This is a genomic window from Nostoc linckia z4 (assembly GCF_002608075.1).
Lineage (GTDB): Bacteria > Cyanobacteriota > Cyanobacteriia > Cyanobacteriales > Nostocaceae > Nostoc > Nostoc linckia.
Genome location: NZ_LAHA01000079.1, coordinates 1 through 18,433, shown reverse-complemented (window position 1 = coordinate 18,433; position 18,433 = coordinate 1). Strand labels below are relative to the sequence as shown.

Below are 18,433 nucleotides of genomic sequence, written 5' to 3'. Positions count from 1 at the left end.
CTTGTCACGCCACTACCATTGTTTTACTTTGATGCGTCCCTAAGCGGTGCGATCGCAGATTGCAACTCCAACTCTAGCAGCTTGGATAGCAGCTGCATCTTGATTGTCAATTGTAGATGTTGGCATGATGACCAATTGCCCTGTTTCAATGTTGTCGCACTGCAAATCTTAGCAAATAAGGGTTTGCGGCTTCAATGTACCCCAGGTTTTCTTCTAACTGTATAATCAAATCAAAATAAAGTGTCTAACTATAAAAACTGATGAAACGAACTTTTACTGCAAGTGTATGGCAAGAAGGTAACTGGTTTGTGGCACAGTGCTTAGAGATTGATATTGCTAGCCAAGGCGAGAGTGAAGCTGAGGCATTAACAAATCTTAGTGAAGCTTTGGCGCTGCATTTTGAACCACCTGTAGCTACAATTGTCAGCGCAAAGTAAGTTTGAAAAGGATCTTGACTGAAGCGATCGCTTAAATTAGCAAACGACTGGAGTACAGGCAGTAAATATCCGATCGACAGTGCGATTTCGTTAATTAGTTTAAAGCGATGGTGACTAAAAGCATGAGTTTGTCAATGAAACTAAAGTGTTTCGTCAACAAAAGCATGAGTTTGTAAATATTCCTAAAGCTGTGGTCAACAAAAGGATGAGTTTGTAAATGAAACTAAAGTTATCGTTATGACAATGATAACGGTGATTGATGGCGATCGCGGTTTTTGGAGATGACATGAAATTAGCGATCGCTATAATGATATCGAGCTTGAATAAACTCAAGTCTGTTGTCAGTAACTACATAAACAATACGGTCAGCTTGATTAATTCGGCGCGACCAGACATTTGCATATTGATACTTCAATTTTTCTGGGTTACCAGATCCTTCAAAAGGATTGCGCCTAATCTCTTCAACTAAAGATAAAACCCGGAGTGCAGTTTTTCTATTTGTTTCTACCCAGTAGGTAAGGTCTTCCAGAAATCTCCGGTCAAAAACGAGGTCGCGTTCTAAATTATCTTCTTGAAAAACTTCAGCTTGAGAAAAGGCTTCTGATTCTAAATTATCTGAAGACATTAAATTTATTTACTCTTCTTTCTCAAGTCCAAATTTCTTGCGGAGTTCGTCTATAGACTGGGGTTGATTAGTCTTAGCCTTAACACGTTGTAAAGCATCTAGAAGTCGTGCTGCATTTTCCGGCGATTGAAACAAATATGCCGTTTCTATAATGCTATTAAGTTCAGCAGTCGGAATTACGGATACACTTTCAGCACCTTCACGATTTACCACTACAGGTTCGCGGCTGCTAATTGCCTCTTCATAAATTTTGTCAAAATTATTGCACGCTTCGGTGTAGTTTATTTGGTTAGGCATTTTGAGTTCTTAAGTCACTTATTGGACTTTAGTATGATATCGTTTCTTTATAAAGCTGCGCCAAATATGAGATTTTTTCAACGTAAAAGTACGCTGAAATTAATTCGCTACATTCTAAAATAATTAGGCACATTTTCATAGAGAATTGGTATAAGTTAACTATAAAGCTTTTACGTCCTCATTTTCTTATGAAAATGAGTATTTTATTCATATGAATCGCTTTTCATATTCCTTTAAATAAGCTGCTTATATTTATGGACTTACTTAAAAAGGTATATTAGTATCATCAGATATATTGTCCCAGTCAATAATAAATTTATTAATAAAAATGAAGATTGTGCTGCTTGAAGAAAACGCCATCGCCTTACCTCATTAATCCACCGCTTACCCTTGCTGTTCGTGAAGGGTAAGTGGGTTTCATTTCTATAGTCCCAGAATTCTACTTTCAGAGCTTCAACTATCAGGTAAAGTGGCAAACGCTTCTTCAACTAACTGCTTTGTTTTAGCATCTAAACGCAGCCAATCGACTTCATTGAATTCATCAATCAAACTAGTATCAATATTAGCCGCTTCCTTTTCAGGGTTGTATTCAATAAAACATACTTGATAACACAACTCCCACAAATCTATACTCGCTTGCTGCTGTTGACGCTGCAAAAGTAAATGATATCCTGGATGGGGCATTGGTAGGCGAGTTAGAGTCTGTCTGATTTCATCTGCTTCTTGGGGCGTTGCAGTTTCCATTGCTTGCAACAGTTCAGTCACCAACGCTTTGATTTCATCAGTGGTGTTAGGCGGCCAAATCAGGACATCATGGTAAGTTCCCGTCCACGAAGACTCATCAAGCTGTTTGCGGATATTGTCGATAACGCGAATGAAAGCAGGTTGCATGAGGATTTCAGCCTGACGCCATGCAACTGGGTTTGTTATTTTAGGTGGCATTGGTAATCAACAGGGGCACTAAAAGAGAAATAAACAGTCTGCGTTTATTAAAAAGCTGCGTTTTTAATCTAAATCTTTTTTCAAGATAGCGGATTTCATGGAAGAAAATTTGGAGATATTTATTACTAGCGGAAAATTTCGGTGATAACTCTGGGGAGGGAATATGATAGGCAAGTTACTAGATCATCGTTACCAAATAATTCGAGTCCTGGCGACGGGAGGATTTGGTCAAACATACATTGCTGAAGATACTAGGCGGCCAGGTAACCCTGTTTGCGTTGTCAAGCACCTCAAGCCCGGAACTGACCCCAGAGTTTTTGCTACTGCTAAACGTCTGTTCAATAGCGAAGCCGAAACCTTGGAAAAACTTGGTAACCACGACCAAATACCAAGGCTACTGGCTTACTTTGACGAAAACCAAGAATTCTATTTAGTACAAGAATATGTTGAAGGACACACCCTAGCTGAGGAACTTTTACCTGGTAAGCGCTGGAGTGAAAGCCAAGTAATTCAACTGTTGCAGGAAGTTCTGGCGATTCTGGAATTTGTCCATCAGCAAGGTGTGATTCACCGCGACATCAAACCAGATAATATTATCCGTCGCACCTCAGATAATAAATTTGTTTTGGTAGACTTTGGGGCAGTTAAGCAACTGCGTACCCAAATGGTGACAGTCGGCGGACAAGGTTCTGCCACAGTGGTTATCGGTACTCCTGGCTATATGCCCACAGAACAAGGGCAAGGTAAACCACGCCCCAACAGTGATATTTATTCCTTGGGAATCATTGCCATTCAAGCATTAACAGGATTGCCAGCAACAGAATTACAGGAAGATCCAGAAACAGGGGAAATCATCTGGCGGCATTCTGTAACTGTCAACCCACGACTAGCAGCAGTGTTGGCAAAGATGGTGCGTTATCACTTCAAAGACCGTTACCAAACTGCCACGGAAGCATTGCAAGCATGTCAAAATGCGATTAATCCTGTAATTGCAATTTCCAGACCCCAAGAAGCTGGAAAAAATTTCAGTACCCAAGCAACCAAACCCCGACGCCAAGTAGTATCTCGCCAGCACACTCTAGCAGTTGCGCCAGCAAATCATGTCCCCCCTAGACCTGTGCATCAGACTAGCAAATCCGATCCCTGGCCAATATTAATTGGCATATTGTTGGCGGGAGGTGCTGCTGCTTTGGTAGCAAATGTATATCCCAATGTGAAAAATTTAGCAGCTAACTTTACAGGTAGCGATCGCACTTTAGCAAACAAATGCTCTGCCATTGTCGTGGGAAATTCTAATATCCGTTCTGAACCTAGTTCCATTAATTCTGGTAACATTGTGCAAACTGTTGGTAACAATACCAGCTTCGAGGTAACTGGCAAGCAGACAAAACGAGGTTGGATAGAAGTGAAGCTGAAATCTGGAAATTCGGCTTGGGCACACCAAGATGTAGTAGCCAATAAAGGAGAATGGACTTCTTGCCTGCGAGAAAAAGGCATTGCCACTAAAATCGTAGACGATAGTACCTTAATTACTACTCGACCACTTCCTCAAGTCAAACCCAAATCTAAAGATGTAGTAATTTTATCGTCAGAAAAATCAAATTCGTCAACTTCTGATAATGCCAAATCACAGCCTAATGAAAACAGTACCCAAATTTTAGAACAAGCAAAAAAGAAGTATGATTCTGGAGATGTAGTTGGAGCGATCGCACTTTTAAAATCAATTCCCACAACAGCCGCTTCTGATATCCAAGAAACCCGCAAAGTTATCAACCAGTGGCAAGAAGATTGGACAAAAGCCAATGCATTATTTAATGATATTAATCAAGCATTAGAATCCGGTCAATGGGATAAAGTTTTAGATTACAAAAACCATCCAGAAAAATTGCCTAATACTCAATATTGGCGAAATAAAATAGAACCCTTATTTAAACAAGCTGCTGAAAATTTGGCAAAACAAGCACTAGAAAAAATAGATAGTCAAGTTAATCAGAAAAATCCTCAAAAACAAGTTACCGATACTAAACAATCTGACACTACAAAGAGTTCCAAAGCCACAGAGTAAAGAAAAATGGGCGTTGTAGAACGGGGGGATGGGGGGATGGGGGGATGGGGGGATGGGGAAAAGGTTAAAGGTAAAAGGGAAAAGGAATCAATTTAATCTTTACCCTTTACCCCTTTCCCCTTTCCCTTTCCCCATGCCCCATGCCCCATGCCCCATGCCCAATGCCCCATGCCCAATACCCCATGCCCAATACCCAATTACGACAACCTATTAAAAATCCACTCCTCGTTTTAGTTCTACGCCTTGATTTGCATAGTGTTTGTGGCAGTAAACTTCTGAGTGAACGCTGGCTAAATCAAAGTATGTTGGTTGATTTTGACAGCGACCAGTGATAATAATTTCAGTGTCGCGGGGTTTGCGGAGCAAAGCTTGGACAATGGGTTCAACTGGGAGTAGTTCTAGGTCTACTGTGGGATTGAGTTCATCGAGAATAATTGTTTTATATAATCCAGAAGCGATGGCAACTTTGGCAATTTCCCAACCGCGTTCGGCTTCTATGTAGTCTAATTCTTGCCGAGAATTCCGCCAAACAATTGCATCTCGACCGCAGCGTTGATGATCTACCACTTCTGGATATGATTGTTGCAAAGCAGCGATCGCCGCATCTTCCGTATAACCACTACCACCTTTGAGCCATTGCATAATTAATACACGGGTAGAACCAGGGTGATTAATTCCTCTACCAATTGCCTGTAAAGCTTTGCCCAAGGCACTCGTGGATTTTCCCTTACCAGCACCAGTATAAATTTCAATACCATTAAGTAAAAGTGCTTTAGCAGTTGGGTGGTGGTGGGGTTTCATTTCTGAGTGTAAATCTGCAATATCGAGCAACTTTTGTGGTGCAGCCCGTCCGGTGGCAATGATTTCTAACTCTTGGGGTTTGGATTTTAATGTCCGCACCACTTCATCCACTGGTAGCAAACCCAAATCCAGTACAGGGTTAATTTCATCCAAAACCACAACTGAATATAAACCGCTAGCTATGGCACCCTTGGCGACATCCCAACCGCGCGCCGCTTCCTCTTTATCAAAAGCAGTAATTTCTTCGGGGCCAAAAAATTCTGCCCTGCCAGTGCGAACCTGGTCAATTAAATGAGGAAAACCACGTTGCAAAGCAGCGATCGCTCCATCTTCATCATAATCACGCTCAGGCCCCTTTAAAAACCGCAGTAGTAAAACCCGATTGGAATTAGTAGGTGCATTAATTCCCAACCCAATGGAACGCAAAACCACCCCTAAAGCCGCCTGAGACTTACCTTTCCCCGCACCATCATAGACATGAATTTGACCAACAAGCCGTTCCTGACGCACTTGCGCCGTGCGAATACCGATACCGTTCCTGATCATTTCTTGAAAAGTTATAATATAGCACTGTTTGGGCATGGGGCATGGGGCATGGGGAAAGGGAAAGGGGAAAGGGGTAAAGGGTAAGGGGTAAGGGGTAAAGATTAAATTGATTCCTCCCCATGCCCCATGCCCCATGCCCCATGCCCCATTCCCCTACCTACTTACTCGCTTCCACAGGCAAGAATCCACCCGCCTGCATTTTCCATAGTCTGTAGTAAGCACCGCGCTTGGCCAGGAGTTTGGCGTGAGGGCCATCTTCGATAATCCGACCTTGGTCGAAGACCAAAATTCTGTCTAGATGGGAAATGGTAGACAGGCGATGGGCTACCACTATCACGGTTTTGCCATCCATTGCTGAGTCTAGGGTATCTTGAATTGCTTTTTCAGTGATGGAATCGAGACTAGAGGTAGCTTCATCTAGAATCAGAATCGGGGCGTCTTTGAGGATTACCCGTGCAATGGCAATCCGCTGTCTTTGCCCTCCAGACAATTTTACACCGCGTTCGCCCACCAAAGAATTGTAACCTTCCTTCATTTGGGCGATGAAATCGTGAGCGTAGGCTTTGCGTGCTGCTTCAATCACTTCCTCATCGGTTGCATCTATGCGTCCGTAACGAATATTTTCTATTAATGTGCGATGGAACAGTGACGGATCTTGGGGAATTAAGCTGATTTGAGCGTGCAGGGCATTCTGAGTCATATCTCGAATATCGACGCCATCAATGAGAATTTGCCCTGATTGTGAGTCAAAAAGACGCAAAATTAAATTCACAAAGGTAGATTTTCCAGAGCCGGAAAAGCCCACCAAGCCTACACGTTGGCCTGGTTGGATGGTGATGGAGAGGTTTTCAAAGACTTGTTTGCCAGCAGAGTAGCTGAAATACACTTGCCGGAACTCAATTTTACCTTGGGTGATGGGATGAGCGATCGCTTTTTCGCGATCGATTAATTCATGGGGTTGAACAATTACCGAGACACCATTAGCCACATTGCCGATATGTTCAAAAAATTCTATAAAGCGTCGGCTTAAATTGCGGGCTTCACTGATAATTAATAGTGATAAACTAGTTGCCACAACAAAGTCAGCAGCAGCAATCAGTCCTTGACTCCAAAGGGAAAGTGAATAATACAGAGTACCAATTTTGAGAATGGCCGCTGAGATGAACTGAAACCAGCGAATTCGCTCCGAGTACCAGTTGGATTTTCTCACCTCCTTGATTTCATGTTTTAATTGCTCGTTCAAATAGCGTCGTTCAAAATCCAGACGAGCAAACAAGCGGCTACTGCTGAGATTTGTCACCGCATCTACAATGATCCCAGTGGTGTCACTCCTTGCTGCTGCGGCTCTCCGGGAGTAAATTCGGCAGCGAGTAGCCAACCAGAAGGAAATAGTGACGAACAGAACTGCCCACACACCGACAAATGCAGCCAGGGGAGGATAGACGCGATACAGCAATATCGTGGAGACGCCATACACGATAATCAAAGACATAAATTCAGTAATCAGCATTTGCATCGTCTGGGTGACACCCAAAGAGGTTTCGCCGATGCGATGCGCCAATGCTCCCGCAAAACTACTACTCAGATAGCGATGCGAATGATGTTGTAAATAGGCATATAGAGAGCGGACAATGTGCTGTCGGTGGATGGGATGGAGAATAGTCTGCAAAAGTCCAGCCGAACGCCCAAATATCACCTCACCCACACTTAAAGCAGTGAACAGCATTAGCGGTTGGGCAATGGCATCAAGAACAGGCTTAGTATCGCCAGTCGATCGCGCCACGCTGCGAATGATCTCGCCAATGGCATAGGGCAGCATAATACCACAGGTTGCATGGATTGTCTCCAGTACTACCATTGCCAGATACCACCAGCGGAATTGGTTAACAAAATAACAAACAAACCTGAATGGAGTATTAGGTAAATTTGGCGCATCAGCAGCACGTTGAAAAGATTTGGACAGTCTAACTTTTTTGATCATAAAATTCGTTCTTCTAGTAGTAGCAAGCTGTTCTATCAGACAAAAATGGACGGCTTTCTTCGCCGCCCTATGACGTTTGTTCGTTGTTGACAGTTGACAGTTAACTGTGAGCCGTCAACCGTCAACAATTTTCAGCAGAATAATTTATTTCTTGGAATTCCCTAGACAATCATTCGTTTGATCGCCACATAGAAAATGTGTTTTATTCCTGAATTCTGGATTCTGAATTCTGACTTCTGAATTCTGAATTCTAAATTCTGACTTCTGACTTCTGACTTCTGACTTCTGACTTCTGACTTCTGAATTCTGACTCCTGACTTCTGACTTCTGAATTCTGACTTCTGACTCCTGACTTCTGGTAGAGTTTCTAAACCATAATTTCAGCAGGTGTAATTGCCGCATATAAATCAGGCGGAAGTAAGGCATCTTGAATGTTAATTTTCTTGGGAATGACACCCTGTTCAAAGAACAAATCCGCCACACGTTGTTGTTCTGCGATGAGTGCAGTACTAAGGCCTCTGCGTCCAACGAAAGTCCGACGAGACATTACCTTTTCCGCCACATCTTCATCAAGTTTTTGTTCAGTAATCATCAATTTTTTAACTTCATTGCGATTTACATCTGCCCATTTATCAAGGCCATGAAGTTCCTCAATGATAATTTTTAGTAATCCTGGATTTTGTTCGGCAAACTTCCTATCAGCAATATAATAACCACCAGGAGAATCTAGACCAACAGAATCTCTAAGGACACGAATTCGACCCAGTTTTTGGGCAATGGCATAATGTGGATCTCCTGTCATCCAAACAGGAATTTTACCTTCAATAAAAGCAGCACGCGCTTCAATAGTCGGTATACTTTTGATTTTAATATCTTTAATTGTCAAGCCAATTGACTGCAAAGCTCTAAGAATAAAATAGTGAGATGCAGAGCCTTTTTGAAAATAAACTTCTTGCCCCTTAATCTCCTCAAATTTTTTCAGCGGAGACTCTGGAGGTACAGCAATAACACTACTTGTTCCTGTTCTTTTATTTCTTTGCGTGCCAACGACATAAACCAAATCTGACCCAGCAACTTGGGCAAAAATTGGCGGCGTTTCCCCCACCGATCCGATATCAACTCTTCCCGCAGCCATTCCTTCCATAAGTTGGGGGCCTTGGACAAATTGTGCCCATTCCACTTTAATTCCCAACGGTTCCAAGCGTTTCTCTAACACTTTGCGATTTCTCACAAGATCCCCTGCACTCTGATACCCCATGCGAAGAACCTTGCTTTTAATACCAAGGGAAGTTGCACTATTGCCAGCGCTATTTAATATATTTTGTTGGCTTTGTTGGCTGCAACTTCCTAACAGATAGGCCAGAGAAAAACCAGATATACCTGATGTAGCAACATTGAGAAAACGACGGCGTTTAATCATACGTTAAAACCATTTGAAATTTTAATATTTGGGCATTGGGCATGGGGCATGGGGCATGGGGAAAGGGGAAAGGGGAAAGGGGAAAGGGGAAAGGGGAAAGGGGTATGGTTCGACCCTTCTCTACGAGAGGCTTCTCTACGAGAGGCTTCTCTACGAGAGGCTTCGCCAACGCCAACGCCAACGCCAACGCCAACGACAAAGCTCAGGACAGGCAAGCTCACCAACCGGGGTAAAGGGTAAAGATTAAATTGATTCCTTTTCCCTTTAACCTTTAACCTTTTCCCCTGCTCCCCACCTCCCCACCTCCCCATCTCCCCATCTCCCTCATCTCCCCTTCCTTAACGCAGAGAATCTCCCCTGCGATATTCGGCCGTGAGGTTATCTAATTTTTGTTTCAAGTTGTCATCGAGTTTGACTTCCACAGCCTTAAGGGTTTCAGCAAGTTGTTCTGGACGGCTAGCACCAACAATCGGGGCGGTGATAATTGGATTGGCTAAAACCCAAGCTATGGCTAAGGTAGTCAAGGATAAACCTGAAAACTCAGCCACTGTGCGTAATTCTTCCACAGTATTAAACTCGCGATCGCGCCAGTAGCGTTCTTGATAACGTTCTGCGGCTGCACCCAAGGTGAAACGCGTACCTGTGGTGGGGCCTTGAGCGAAATTGTGTTTACCACTAAGTAAACCCCCTGCTAAGGGATTGTATGGAATTACACCCAGTCCTTCTTCTTGCGCCAGGGGCAATAATTCCCGCTCAATTTCCCGGAACAGTAGGTTATAGCGGGGCTGAATCGATACGAAACGAGTTAAATTACGTACTTCCGCACGACCCAAAGCACGGCTGAGCCGATAAGCTAAAAAGTTAGAAACCCCGATATAGCGCACCTTCCCAGCACGAACTATCGTATCTAACGCTTCTAGAGTTTCATCAAGGGGGGTCGAAGCATCATCGGAGTGCAATTGATACAAGTCAATATAATCAGTTTGCAGTCGTCTTAGAGAAGCATCGATGGCATCCAAAATATGTTTGCGCGAAGCACCTTGATCCCAAGGTGCAGGGCCAACCCGACCTACAGCCTTACTAGCCACAATAAAATGTTCGCGTTTCCCTTTTAACCAACGCCCAATGATTTCTTCGGTGCGTCCAGCTGTGGCAACTCCACCACCAAGGGGATAAACATCGGCTGTATCCAAAAAGTTGATTCCAGCATCAGCCGCCGTGTCCAGAATTTGCCTAGAAATTTCTTCCTCTGTCTGCAATCCAAAGGTCATAGTACCCAGACAAAGACGCGAAACCGTCAATCCAGTTTTACCGAGTTTAGTTGTTGGTAATGTCATAGTGTTCTTTTATTAAAACGGATTGGGCATTGGGCATGGGGCATGGGGCATTGGTAATTCTTTCTCCCCCTGCTCCCCCTACCCCCTCATCTCCCCATCTCCCCATTCCCCAATTAGACCGCCACAGAAGCGCGACGGGTTTGTGAAATGAACCACTGTTGCAATTTCGCATCGCTGTAGACTTCATCTGCAATAAAATGATCGCCTTCAGGGAATACGGTAAAATCTACTATTCCTCCCAGTGCGCGCAAGGTATCGACAATCTGCTGTGTATCTTCAATCGACAGTTTTTCATCTTTAGCACCTTGGAATATTTGAATGGGAATTTCCTTGAGTGCAGCAAGCTGGGTGGCTTCTAAGGTTTTGGGGACGCGACCGGATACTGCTACCAAACCAGCGAAGCGACTGGGATGAGAAGCAGCGATGTGCCATGCTCCAGCCGTACCTAAGCTGAACCCAGATATGATGACACGAGACGGATCGATAGACCGCGAGGCAATAAGATTATCTAATAAAGCAATTACATCTGATTCTCGCTCTACCCAAGTCTGCCCTTCAGGAAGTTGGGGCGCTAAAAACAAGTAAGGTAAGGGGCTTGATTCATTCACAAAACGAGGTAAACCCCATTTGAGTAGCACATTTAGATCGTTCCCGCGATCGCGCGCTCCGTGCAGAAATAACACGAGGGGTGCGGGTTTGTTGGTATCTTCAGATACAGAGGAGAAAAGATAAGGCAATAAACCAGAGCGTTGTTCAACAGGCATGATGGTGACTCCTAAAGTTTGGGGCTTAAAGACTGGAAACTCATAACTCAGCACTTAGATTGCCGCCGCTTCGGCAGGCTGTTTCCACAATGCCGTTGTGTATAGCGAGGCATCGAAGTCAGGTACGATGTTGTCACTCGTGATGCGTGCTTCGTGCAGCGCCCAATCAGCAAAGAACAAGTCATGGCTGATGCGCGTTACTACTGCTGGCACATCGCGCCGGATGCTGGGCACGTCGCCTATGGGCAAGCCGAAGCTGACGAAACCGGCAGGGTTGAAAACGTGAATGTCTTTCAGGTAAGGTGCTGTGCCAGGAACCTTTTCTTGGTATTCGTGGGCGCTGCCCAGGTAAGGGTGTGTTCCTAGTTCATCGTTACGCTGGTGGGAGGGTGGTTGATAGCGATCGCTCCACAGAGCAATATGCTGGGCAAACTCAGACAGTTCCGGCCGCACCCTGGGATTGACAAAGTAGCCTGTGCCAGCAATGGCAAAATCAAACTCGAAAACATCTTCGTTTACCTGAGCGACGATGCGGCCTGCTTCTTCACGGGCGGATCTCCACGGTGCAGACAGGTGTAGGTGAAAGTTTGGGAATGCCACCACTCGTTCAATGGCATCAGGTGGAGGTGTGGAGCCAGCCTGACGAAAGCGCCAAGCCTGAAACCAACGAGCGGCATCCGGTAGTTGGGGATAGTTGTAGTAGGCACCAGGATATCCCCGCGCCCGAATTACTGGCACAGATGCGATGGCCGACCGCCGTGCGAACAAATGTACTGCCTTGGCTCCTGATTCTAGTGCCACCCCTGCCGCATCAAAGGCGGAGGCCGCAGCACCTATAACTGCTACAGTTTTACCACGCAGTGCTGCAAAATCAATGGCATCGGCGGTGTGGGCATAAAGCCTGCCCGGTAGATCCGCTAGGACTGGTGGGATGTATGGGCCACCAGTGCCAGCTACACCGTTAGCAAAGATAATCTTGCGGGTAGTTTCCGTCTGTGGCGCACCATTCACCTCTAGGTGCAGCCGAAAGAAACCTTCGAGTGGCTCTATCCGCACCATTTTTGTCTGATATCGAACTTGAATATTCAGTATTTGCCGATACCAACTGAGGTACTCAGCCCATAACAAGCGGGGGATGCGGTCGATGGACGCGTAAGCTTCGACACCATGTCGTGCTTCGTACCAAGCCTGAAACGATAAGGCTGGAATACCCAGTTCGGGCCCGGCTAAGTTCTTGGGCGTGCGTAGCTTGTTCATCCGCGCTCGCGTTAGCCATACGCCTGCATGAACCTCATCTTCCGCTGCGTCAATCACCGTCACACCACCGATGCCAGCACGCCGTAGTGCAAATGCAAAGGTGCTACCGCTGCCACTACCACCCACTATAGTGACATTGTAGTCAACGCCTGGGCGATCGGGTATCCAGTTTTCTGGATCGGGGCCCAATAGGCGTAGCGCCTCGCGGGCACCAAAATCGTAGTCAGTCGTCGTTGTCATATCGCTCTTCCTGGGTGAAACGGGGTTTTGTTGAATTGGGGAGGTGGGGAGATGGGGAGGGGGAGAGGGGGAGAGGGGGGAGAAAGATTGCTACCTTGTCTACCTTGTCTACCTTGTCTACCTTGTCCTCTTCCCATGCCCCATGCCCCATGCTCCATCCCTAATCCAAACCTTTTAGACGATCGCTAGGGTCTGGGATTGGATGTGGATGTTACTAACTTTGGATTCGATCGCTGTTCCCTTAAAGAAGTCTGGGTTGGCTTCGGTGTAGAACTTGTAGGGATTAGCGAATACATAAGACTTAAAGTCGGCTTCGGTAATCACGCCTTCTCTTACCAAATCCCAGCTTTCAGCCAAGGGGGAGGTGAGGTCGGGTACATCCCAGTGACCAACATCTGAGGAGTAGATGGCGTTGATTTTCACACCCAACGGATTGGCTTTGTTATTGAATGCGGCGGCGATGGTGCGGTCGTCGGACTCGGAACCAAAGAAGAAGCTGTTCACCCAGCGATCGCGGATGTCTTCTATTGTTTCAATTCCTGCTGCGCCAAAATCGTTGAGTTCGCTATCAACTGGCTGACGACTATGACGGCTGAATGAAGAACCCAGTACGCTCTTGGTCAGTTGTTCTTTGCTCAGGGAATGTCCTTGAGTAATTTCGCCACCAAAACGTTCAAACAACTCGAACAATTCATCAGCATTTGTGAGTTCTGGATTGTAGTTTTCCAGTCCTTTGAGGCTGCGCTTGGAGAAGCGATCGACCAAATGAATGTAGACGTGGGCACCCCAGTCTGCACCGCCTTCCAACATAGCAACGCGCAATTGTGGGAATCGTTTGGTAACGCCACCAAAGAATAATGCTTTGGCAAATGCTTGGGAACCATCAGCAAAGTGACCGATGTGGTTGTTCATGTAGTTACTGATGGAGGAGCGTCCAGTCCAACCTTGGCTGCCGTAGTGGGTAGTAATGGGTACACCTAATTCGACGGCTTTAGCCCAGAATGGATCGTAGTCATATTCGCTATCTAAGCCGTAAAAATCGATATATGAGGCATATTTGGCGATTTCAGGGAATTGATCGGCTGGATATTTTTCAGCGATCGCCTTGATCGGCCGTTTCACACCACCAGGAATATTTGCTACTTTTAGACCCAGTGTTTTAACTGCAAACTCTAACTCCTCAATGGCTTCTTGGGGATTAGTCATGGGGATACCGGCTACCACCGTCAGGCGATCGCTATATTTGCGGTAGATATCAGCATGATAGTGATTCACCGCCCGTTGCAGTGCTTGACGGTTCTCTGGACTTGCGCCAGCTGGTGCTAGGACATTGTTGGGAAACAATACCGAATAGTCTGAACCTTGTTCGGCCTGACGTTCATAGAGCAATGCCGGTAGAGTGTAAGTAGCAAGATCTAACGTATTGCGAGTGACTCTTGCCCACCAAGGCGATCGAATAGTGCGGTTACGCTGGCGTTCTTCTGGTGTTTGTTGATACCAATCTTTACCATTGCTCTTGGAGTTCAGACGAGAAGCTTCCGCCTTGCGTAATTCATCCACAAGTTTCGCACCGCCATAATTAGCGATGTAATCTTCAAAAGCTGGCGTGAAATCATTAGTATGAACGTCAGTATCAATTACCGGATAATCCAGAGTTGCTCTGATTGCAGCAGATTGTGAAGTCTTTAATCGGCTATATTCAGTCATGATTTTTTCTTCCAAAAATTACAATTGGTCATTAGTCATTGGGCATTGGGCATTGGGCATTGGGCATTGGGCATCGGGCATTGGGCATTGGGCATCGGGCATTGGGAAAGGAAAAAGATTCAATTTACCCTTTCCCCTTTTCCCCTTTCCCCTTTTCCCCTTTCCCCCCAACTAAGGTGGGGATCTACAGAAATTCCGCTTTAAAAGGTATGGCTTAACCATCTGTGAGAAATTCCTTTAGGCCAACACCAATGTTTCTTCTGGTTGTTTTATGGCAAAACCATTGCTCGGCCTAGATAATCCGAGGTTTTCACGCAAGGTACTGCCTTCGTATTCGGTACGAAATAATCCGCGTTTTTGGAGGACAGGAACGACCAGGTTAACGAAATCATCTAAACCTGTAGGTAGAATTGGGGGCATGATATTGAAGCCATCTGCGGCACCGTTGTTAAACCATTCTTCTAGTTGGTCGGCAATGGTTTCGGGAGTACCAAGGATGGTGCGATGTCCTCTGGCGGTGGACAGGGAGAGATACAACTGGCGCAGTGTGAGAGTGCCACGGGTTGCTAAATCTCTCACTAGTTTGAGACGACTCTTGTTGTTGTTGGTGTCTGTGGGTAGTTCGGGAGCTACATCATCTAGAGAATATTTTGATAAATCGACACCTTTGTAATAGTTTTTCAAAATACCCCAGGCGACATCTGGGTGAATCAAGGATTGCAGAAATTCATACTTTTCTTGAGCTTCTTCTTCGGTACGACCGATGATTGGGAAAGCACCAGGCATTATTTTTAGGTCGTCTGGAGAACGCCCGTATTTCGCTAGCCTACCTTTAATATCAGCATAAAATTCCTGTGCATCAGCTAGGGTTTGATTAGCTGTAAAGATAACTTCGGCAGTGCGCGCAGCCAAGTCACGTCCGGCTTCTGAAGCTCCAGCCTGGATAATTACTGGGTAGCCTTGGGGTGGACGACCAACGTTCAAAGGGCCTTTGACAGAAAAATGTTTGCCTTTGTGGTTGAGTATATGCAGTTTGTCCGGATCGAAATAGATTCCAGATTCTTTGTCACGAATGAAAGCGTCGTCTTCCCAGCTATCCCACAGTCCTTTGACTACTTTCACAAACTCTTCAGCACGTTCGTAACGCTGGCTGTGTTCTGGGTGTTGGTCGTGGCCGAAATTTTGAGCGGCATTTTCATTGCCTGTGGTGACTACATTCCAGCCTGCTCGACCTTTGCTTAGATAGTCTAAAGAAGCAAACTTACGTGCTAGTGTGTAGGGTTCTTCATAGGTAGTGGAGGCTGTAGCGATAAAGCCGATGTTTTTGGTGACTGAGGATAAAGCTGAAAATAGGGTGACTGGCTCGAAATGGGCAAGTTTTCCATTCCGTTTTTGAGTTTCTGGAGCGCCTCCCCAAACTCCTGGACTGTCTGCTAGAAAAACTGCATCGAACAAACCACGTTCGGCTGTCTGAGTAATTTCTTTATAATGCTCGAAATTCAAACCAGCGTCTGCTTGCGAATCGGGATGCCGCCAAGCGGAAACATGATGTCCGGTTGCTTGAATAAATGCACCTAAACGAAACTTACGTGTTTTGCTCATAATGTTTTGCTGTTTCTTTACTAATGCCTTAGCACTAGCTCTACGGTCGGTATCGCTGATTTGTGTATGGCCAATGAGTTTCCATGTCTGCGTCAGGGATGTCTCAAGCAGATATGAAAAAACACTGAATCTGATGATGGAATGCTATCGGTTAGGTTGATACCACACCAGAACTAGTAGTACGCCAAGGCAACTTGGCAAAGTAAAGGGGCAGGGGGAAAGGGAGTGATGTTTTTTATCCCTTCCCCTTTAACCTTTACCCAACCTCCACCTAACATTTTTGGGTTGGCAGACTACTAGAGGTGTTGCTGCTTGTGGATGTCTGCGACTGTCTACGCTTGCGAACTACCATAAATTTCTATAGCAATTTGACTCGGTAGATACAGTTTACAGAATACACACAAAAAAAGATGTACTGGTAATCACAATTGCATGATAAACGAATTATTAGTGTTTCAAACATTAAGTATTGCAAACTTAGCGATCGCTTGGGGTTGACTGATGACTGATGACTGTTGACTGATGACTGAGAAGTGATTACTGTTTGCTGTGCCTACTTTCTACAAATCGAATAATTTCACCCATCACCGTCGCTATCCCGGTTATACTCTCTACAGTTAACGTTACCATTGACTTTTTATGCCTGAAAATTGGATGCTTCCGAGGATTTTTCCCATTGGTGGAATTCTGTTTGACTTTTTATTTGTGCTGATTGCCATACCCATCGAAGCATATGTTTTACACAAACGCCTAAAATTTGATAAAAAAACCAGCACTTTTTATGCCATTTCTATCAATTTATTTTCTAGTGTTATTGGTTGGTCTGTTTTTTTTGCTTCCGAACCATTGTTGCCAGTACCTATTAAATCAGAATTGATTAATTATCTGTTTTTTAATAATCTTAAATCTGCTGGTACGCAGACTCTAATAATATTAACTGCTTTTATAATTTTCTTTGCTACTTTTATAGTTAAATTTTTACTTTTGAAGGTCTTACTCTTATCTTTAGTCAAGGAACCATTTGCCAAGAAAGAAGACGAAATTCAAGTATTTCAAAGACAAAAATGGCGCGGTTTTAGTAATATAAAACTGCAAAATACCAATGTAGTTACTACTGTATTAATAGGCAATTCTCTGAGTTATAGCGTGATAACTGCTATTTTACTACTTCGTTCAAAGTAGTAAAATAATTTTCCGATTCATAGAAAGTATGGCTAGTGATTAGGTGTAGGGAGAAATATGAATACACTACTTAAAGATTTATTTGGAGTTTTCAAGTTTGTTGAAGGGCTGTACGCAGGAATTAAAAAACTATTAGTTCCTCCTAAAGCTTATTCTTGGCAGACATTTATTTATTTAAGTGTTTTTTCTTGGATAGTTTCATATTTTGCTATCGGTTATATAAAAGATATAATTGCCTTTGTTGGTTGGCTATTTTTAATTGCTGGTACAGCTTGGTATACAACACAAGATCCGTTGAGGGTTCCTGGCACTTTTATGCCAGTGGGTGCGGTAATCACTGGATTTTTAGTTAGTGTTTTTGCATTTGGAAGCCAAAAGGATGTGATTACACCAACAACAATTGTGTTTTGGCCGACAATTTCAGCACTAATTACGGCAATACCAGAATTTATTGAGGGAACTGATACAGATGCAAAAGCTCAAATTCCTAAGCCGGAAGACCGCCAAAAAATTATTATTTTAGTAGCTAGCAGTATGTTACTAAGTTGCTGGATTCAGTTTTATTTTGTAGTAGACAATTGGTTAGAAGAATATCCCACTTTAAAATCAGATACTTTTAAAACTAGTACCTTTGTTGTCCGAAATCAAGAACCACCCAAAGCGCCACCAAATGGAATTTTAGTTTTAGATAAACTTCAACCAATAGTAGAAGAACAAATAGCACAAACACCTTGGTCGGAAGTGGAAAAATGGTTGTTAGATGCAAAACAGCGAGTAGAAAGCTTGGGTAGGGGAGTAATTCAAAAAAACCTCGTAAAATATGACGAAAAGGAATTATGGCGTGTTGAACCGCGTGTGTCTAATACTAAGTCTGGGTATATATTAGATTTGCTAAGTATCTGGATAGGGCCGAGTTCTAATCCACGGGGATATTACTTAAAGAAATCTTGCCGAATTGAACCGGTTGCAGCAACTATTAAAGCGGGGGATAAAATCACAGTTGGAGAAATTGAATGCGATCGCTTGAATAAATTTATCGCTGGTTCACCACCTCCGCAGCAGTGAAAAGTGGGGATGAGGGAGACAGGGGGAGAAGGGGAGAGGGAGAAGGGGAAAAGGTTAAAGGTTAAAGGGAAAAGGAATCAATTTAATCTTTCCCCTTTACCCTTTCCCCCTTACCCTTTCCCCCTTACCCTTTCCCCTTTCCCCTTTCCCCCTTCCCCTTTCCCC

At 44.4% G+C, this 18,433-nt stretch carries 20 protein-coding genes; 6 read left to right on the top strand and 14 right to left on the bottom strand.

The features are described 5' to 3' along the window. Window positions 1-39: 39 nt before the first annotated feature. Window positions 40-165 carry a hypothetical protein gene (locus VF06_RS43170; protein ID WP_257207701.1) on the bottom strand — a complete coding sequence of 42 codons (126 nt, stop codon included), beginning with the start codon at window positions 163-165 and terminating at the stop codon, window positions 40-42. A gap of 95 nt (window positions 166-260) precedes the next feature. Between VF06_RS43170 and VF06_RS34880 the strand changes: the two genes are divergently transcribed. Next, entirely contained in the window at window positions 261-437 is a 177-nt protein-coding gene (locus VF06_RS34880) for a type II toxin-antitoxin system HicB family antitoxin (RefSeq protein WP_099072258.1), read from the top strand. 292 nt (window positions 438-729) lie between these two features. Here VF06_RS34880 and VF06_RS34875 read toward each other — a convergent pair whose 3' ends face one another. The 3 genes from VF06_RS34875 to VF06_RS34865 all read right to left on the bottom strand — a co-directional run bounded on the left by VF06_RS34875 (window position 730) and on the right by VF06_RS34865 (window position 2,301). Next, complete coding sequence (locus tag VF06_RS34875) at window positions 730-1,062, bottom strand: Txe/YoeB family addiction module toxin (protein WP_099072257.1); 333 nt, start codon at window positions 1,060-1,062, stop codon at window positions 730-732. A gap of 9 nt (window positions 1,063-1,071) precedes the next feature. Further along, entirely contained in the window at window positions 1,072-1,359 is a 288-nt protein-coding gene (locus VF06_RS34870) for a type II toxin-antitoxin system Phd/YefM family antitoxin (RefSeq protein ID WP_099072256.1), read from the bottom strand. Window positions 1,360-1,812: 453 nt separating this feature from the next. Continuing rightward, window positions 1,813-2,301 (bottom strand): hypothetical protein, encoded by a 489-nt coding sequence (locus VF06_RS34865; RefSeq protein WP_099072255.1) that lies wholly within the window; start codon window positions 2,299-2,301, stop codon window positions 1,813-1,815. 163 nt (window positions 2,302-2,464) lie between these two features. Between VF06_RS34865 and VF06_RS34860 the strand changes: the two genes are divergently transcribed. Then, window positions 2,465-4,366: a serine/threonine protein kinase gene (locus VF06_RS34860; RefSeq protein WP_099073508.1), complete on the top strand. Its 1,902-nt coding sequence runs from the start codon at window positions 2,465-2,467 to the stop codon at window positions 4,364-4,366. A gap of 28 nt (window positions 4,367-4,394) precedes the next feature. After that, window positions 4,395-4,580, top strand: coding sequence for a hypothetical protein (locus VF06_RS39885; protein ID WP_143874453.1), 186 nt, complete (start codon window positions 4,395-4,397; stop codon window positions 4,578-4,580). Here VF06_RS39885 and VF06_RS34855 read toward each other — a convergent pair. The 8 genes from VF06_RS34855 to VF06_RS34820 form a co-directional block, all read right to left on the bottom strand. Continuing rightward, a complete protein-coding gene (locus VF06_RS34855) occupies window positions 4,577-5,713 on the bottom strand; it encodes a cob(I)yrinic acid a,c-diamide adenosyltransferase (RefSeq protein WP_099072852.1) in 1,137 nt (378 codons plus the stop codon). The two genes, VF06_RS39885 and VF06_RS34855, sit on opposite strands and share 4 nt — an antisense overlap. Before the next feature lie 157 nt (window positions 5,714-5,870). Continuing rightward, a complete protein-coding gene (locus VF06_RS34850) occupies window positions 5,871-7,694 on the bottom strand; it encodes an ABC transporter ATP-binding protein (protein ID WP_099072850.1) in 1,824 nt (607 codons plus the stop codon). 367 nt (window positions 7,695-8,061) lie between these two features. Next, window positions 8,062-9,114 (bottom strand): aliphatic sulfonate ABC transporter substrate-binding protein, encoded by a 1,053-nt coding sequence (locus tag VF06_RS34840; protein ID WP_099072848.1) that lies wholly within the window; start codon window positions 9,112-9,114, stop codon window positions 8,062-8,064. Next, the gene (locus VF06_RS41680) at window positions 9,111-9,425 is read right to left on the bottom strand and encodes a hypothetical protein (RefSeq protein WP_180267829.1); all 315 of its coding nucleotides are present in this window, start codon (window positions 9,423-9,425) and stop codon (window positions 9,111-9,113) included. Before VF06_RS41680 ends, VF06_RS34840 begins: the two co-directional genes overlap by 4 nt. Window positions 9,426-9,452: 27 nt before the next feature. Then, complete coding sequence (locus tag VF06_RS34830; RefSeq protein WP_099072846.1) at window positions 9,453-10,451, bottom strand: aldo/keto reductase; 999 nt, start codon at window positions 10,449-10,451, stop codon at window positions 9,453-9,455. Next, the gene (locus VF06_RS43165; RefSeq protein ID WP_257207729.1) at window positions 10,432-10,557 is read right to left on the bottom strand and encodes a hypothetical protein; all 126 of its coding nucleotides are present in this window, start codon (window positions 10,555-10,557) and stop codon (window positions 10,432-10,434) included. Before VF06_RS43165 ends, VF06_RS34830 begins: the two co-directional genes overlap by 20 nt. A 7-nt stretch (window positions 10,558-10,564) precedes the next feature. Then, window positions 10,565-11,269 (bottom strand): carboxylesterase family protein, encoded by a 705-nt coding sequence (locus tag VF06_RS34825; RefSeq protein ID WP_257208154.1) that lies wholly within the window; start codon window positions 11,267-11,269, stop codon window positions 10,565-10,567. Then, window positions 11,270-12,712, bottom strand: a complete 1,443-nt coding sequence (locus VF06_RS34820) for an NAD(P)-binding domain-containing protein (RefSeq protein ID WP_099072845.1) — start codon at window positions 12,710-12,712, stop codon at window positions 11,270-11,272. It lies immediately after the preceding gene. A 35-nt stretch (window positions 12,713-12,747) separates the two neighbouring features. Between VF06_RS34820 and VF06_RS43160 the strand changes: the two genes are divergently transcribed. Then, complete coding sequence (locus tag VF06_RS43160; RefSeq protein WP_257208153.1) at window positions 12,748-12,876, top strand: hypothetical protein; 129 nt, start codon at window positions 12,748-12,750, stop codon at window positions 12,874-12,876. Between the two features lie 10 nt (window positions 12,877-12,886). Here VF06_RS43160 and VF06_RS34815 read toward each other — a convergent pair whose 3' ends face one another. Further along, window positions 12,887-14,419 (bottom strand): amidohydrolase family protein, encoded by a 1,533-nt coding sequence (locus tag VF06_RS34815; RefSeq protein WP_099072844.1) that lies wholly within the window; start codon window positions 14,417-14,419, stop codon window positions 12,887-12,889. A gap of 237 nt (window positions 14,420-14,656) precedes the next feature. Further along, window positions 14,657-16,021 (bottom strand): LLM class flavin-dependent oxidoreductase, encoded by a 1,365-nt coding sequence (locus VF06_RS34805; RefSeq protein WP_099072936.1) that lies wholly within the window; start codon window positions 16,019-16,021, stop codon window positions 14,657-14,659. Between the two features lie 639 nt (window positions 16,022-16,660). Between VF06_RS34805 and fraC the strand changes: the two genes are divergently transcribed. Both fraC and fraD read left to right on the top strand, forming a co-directional pair. Beyond that, a complete protein-coding gene (fraC, locus tag VF06_RS34800; protein ID WP_099072937.1) occupies window positions 16,661-17,203 on the top strand; it encodes a filament integrity protein FraC in 543 nt (180 codons plus the stop codon). Between the two features lie 57 nt (window positions 17,204-17,260). Beyond that, a complete protein-coding gene (fraD, locus tag VF06_RS34795) occupies window positions 17,261-18,268 on the top strand; it encodes a septal junction protein FraD (RefSeq protein WP_099072938.1) in 1,008 nt (335 codons plus the stop codon). The last annotated feature ends 165 nt before the right edge of the window (window positions 18,269-18,433 follow it).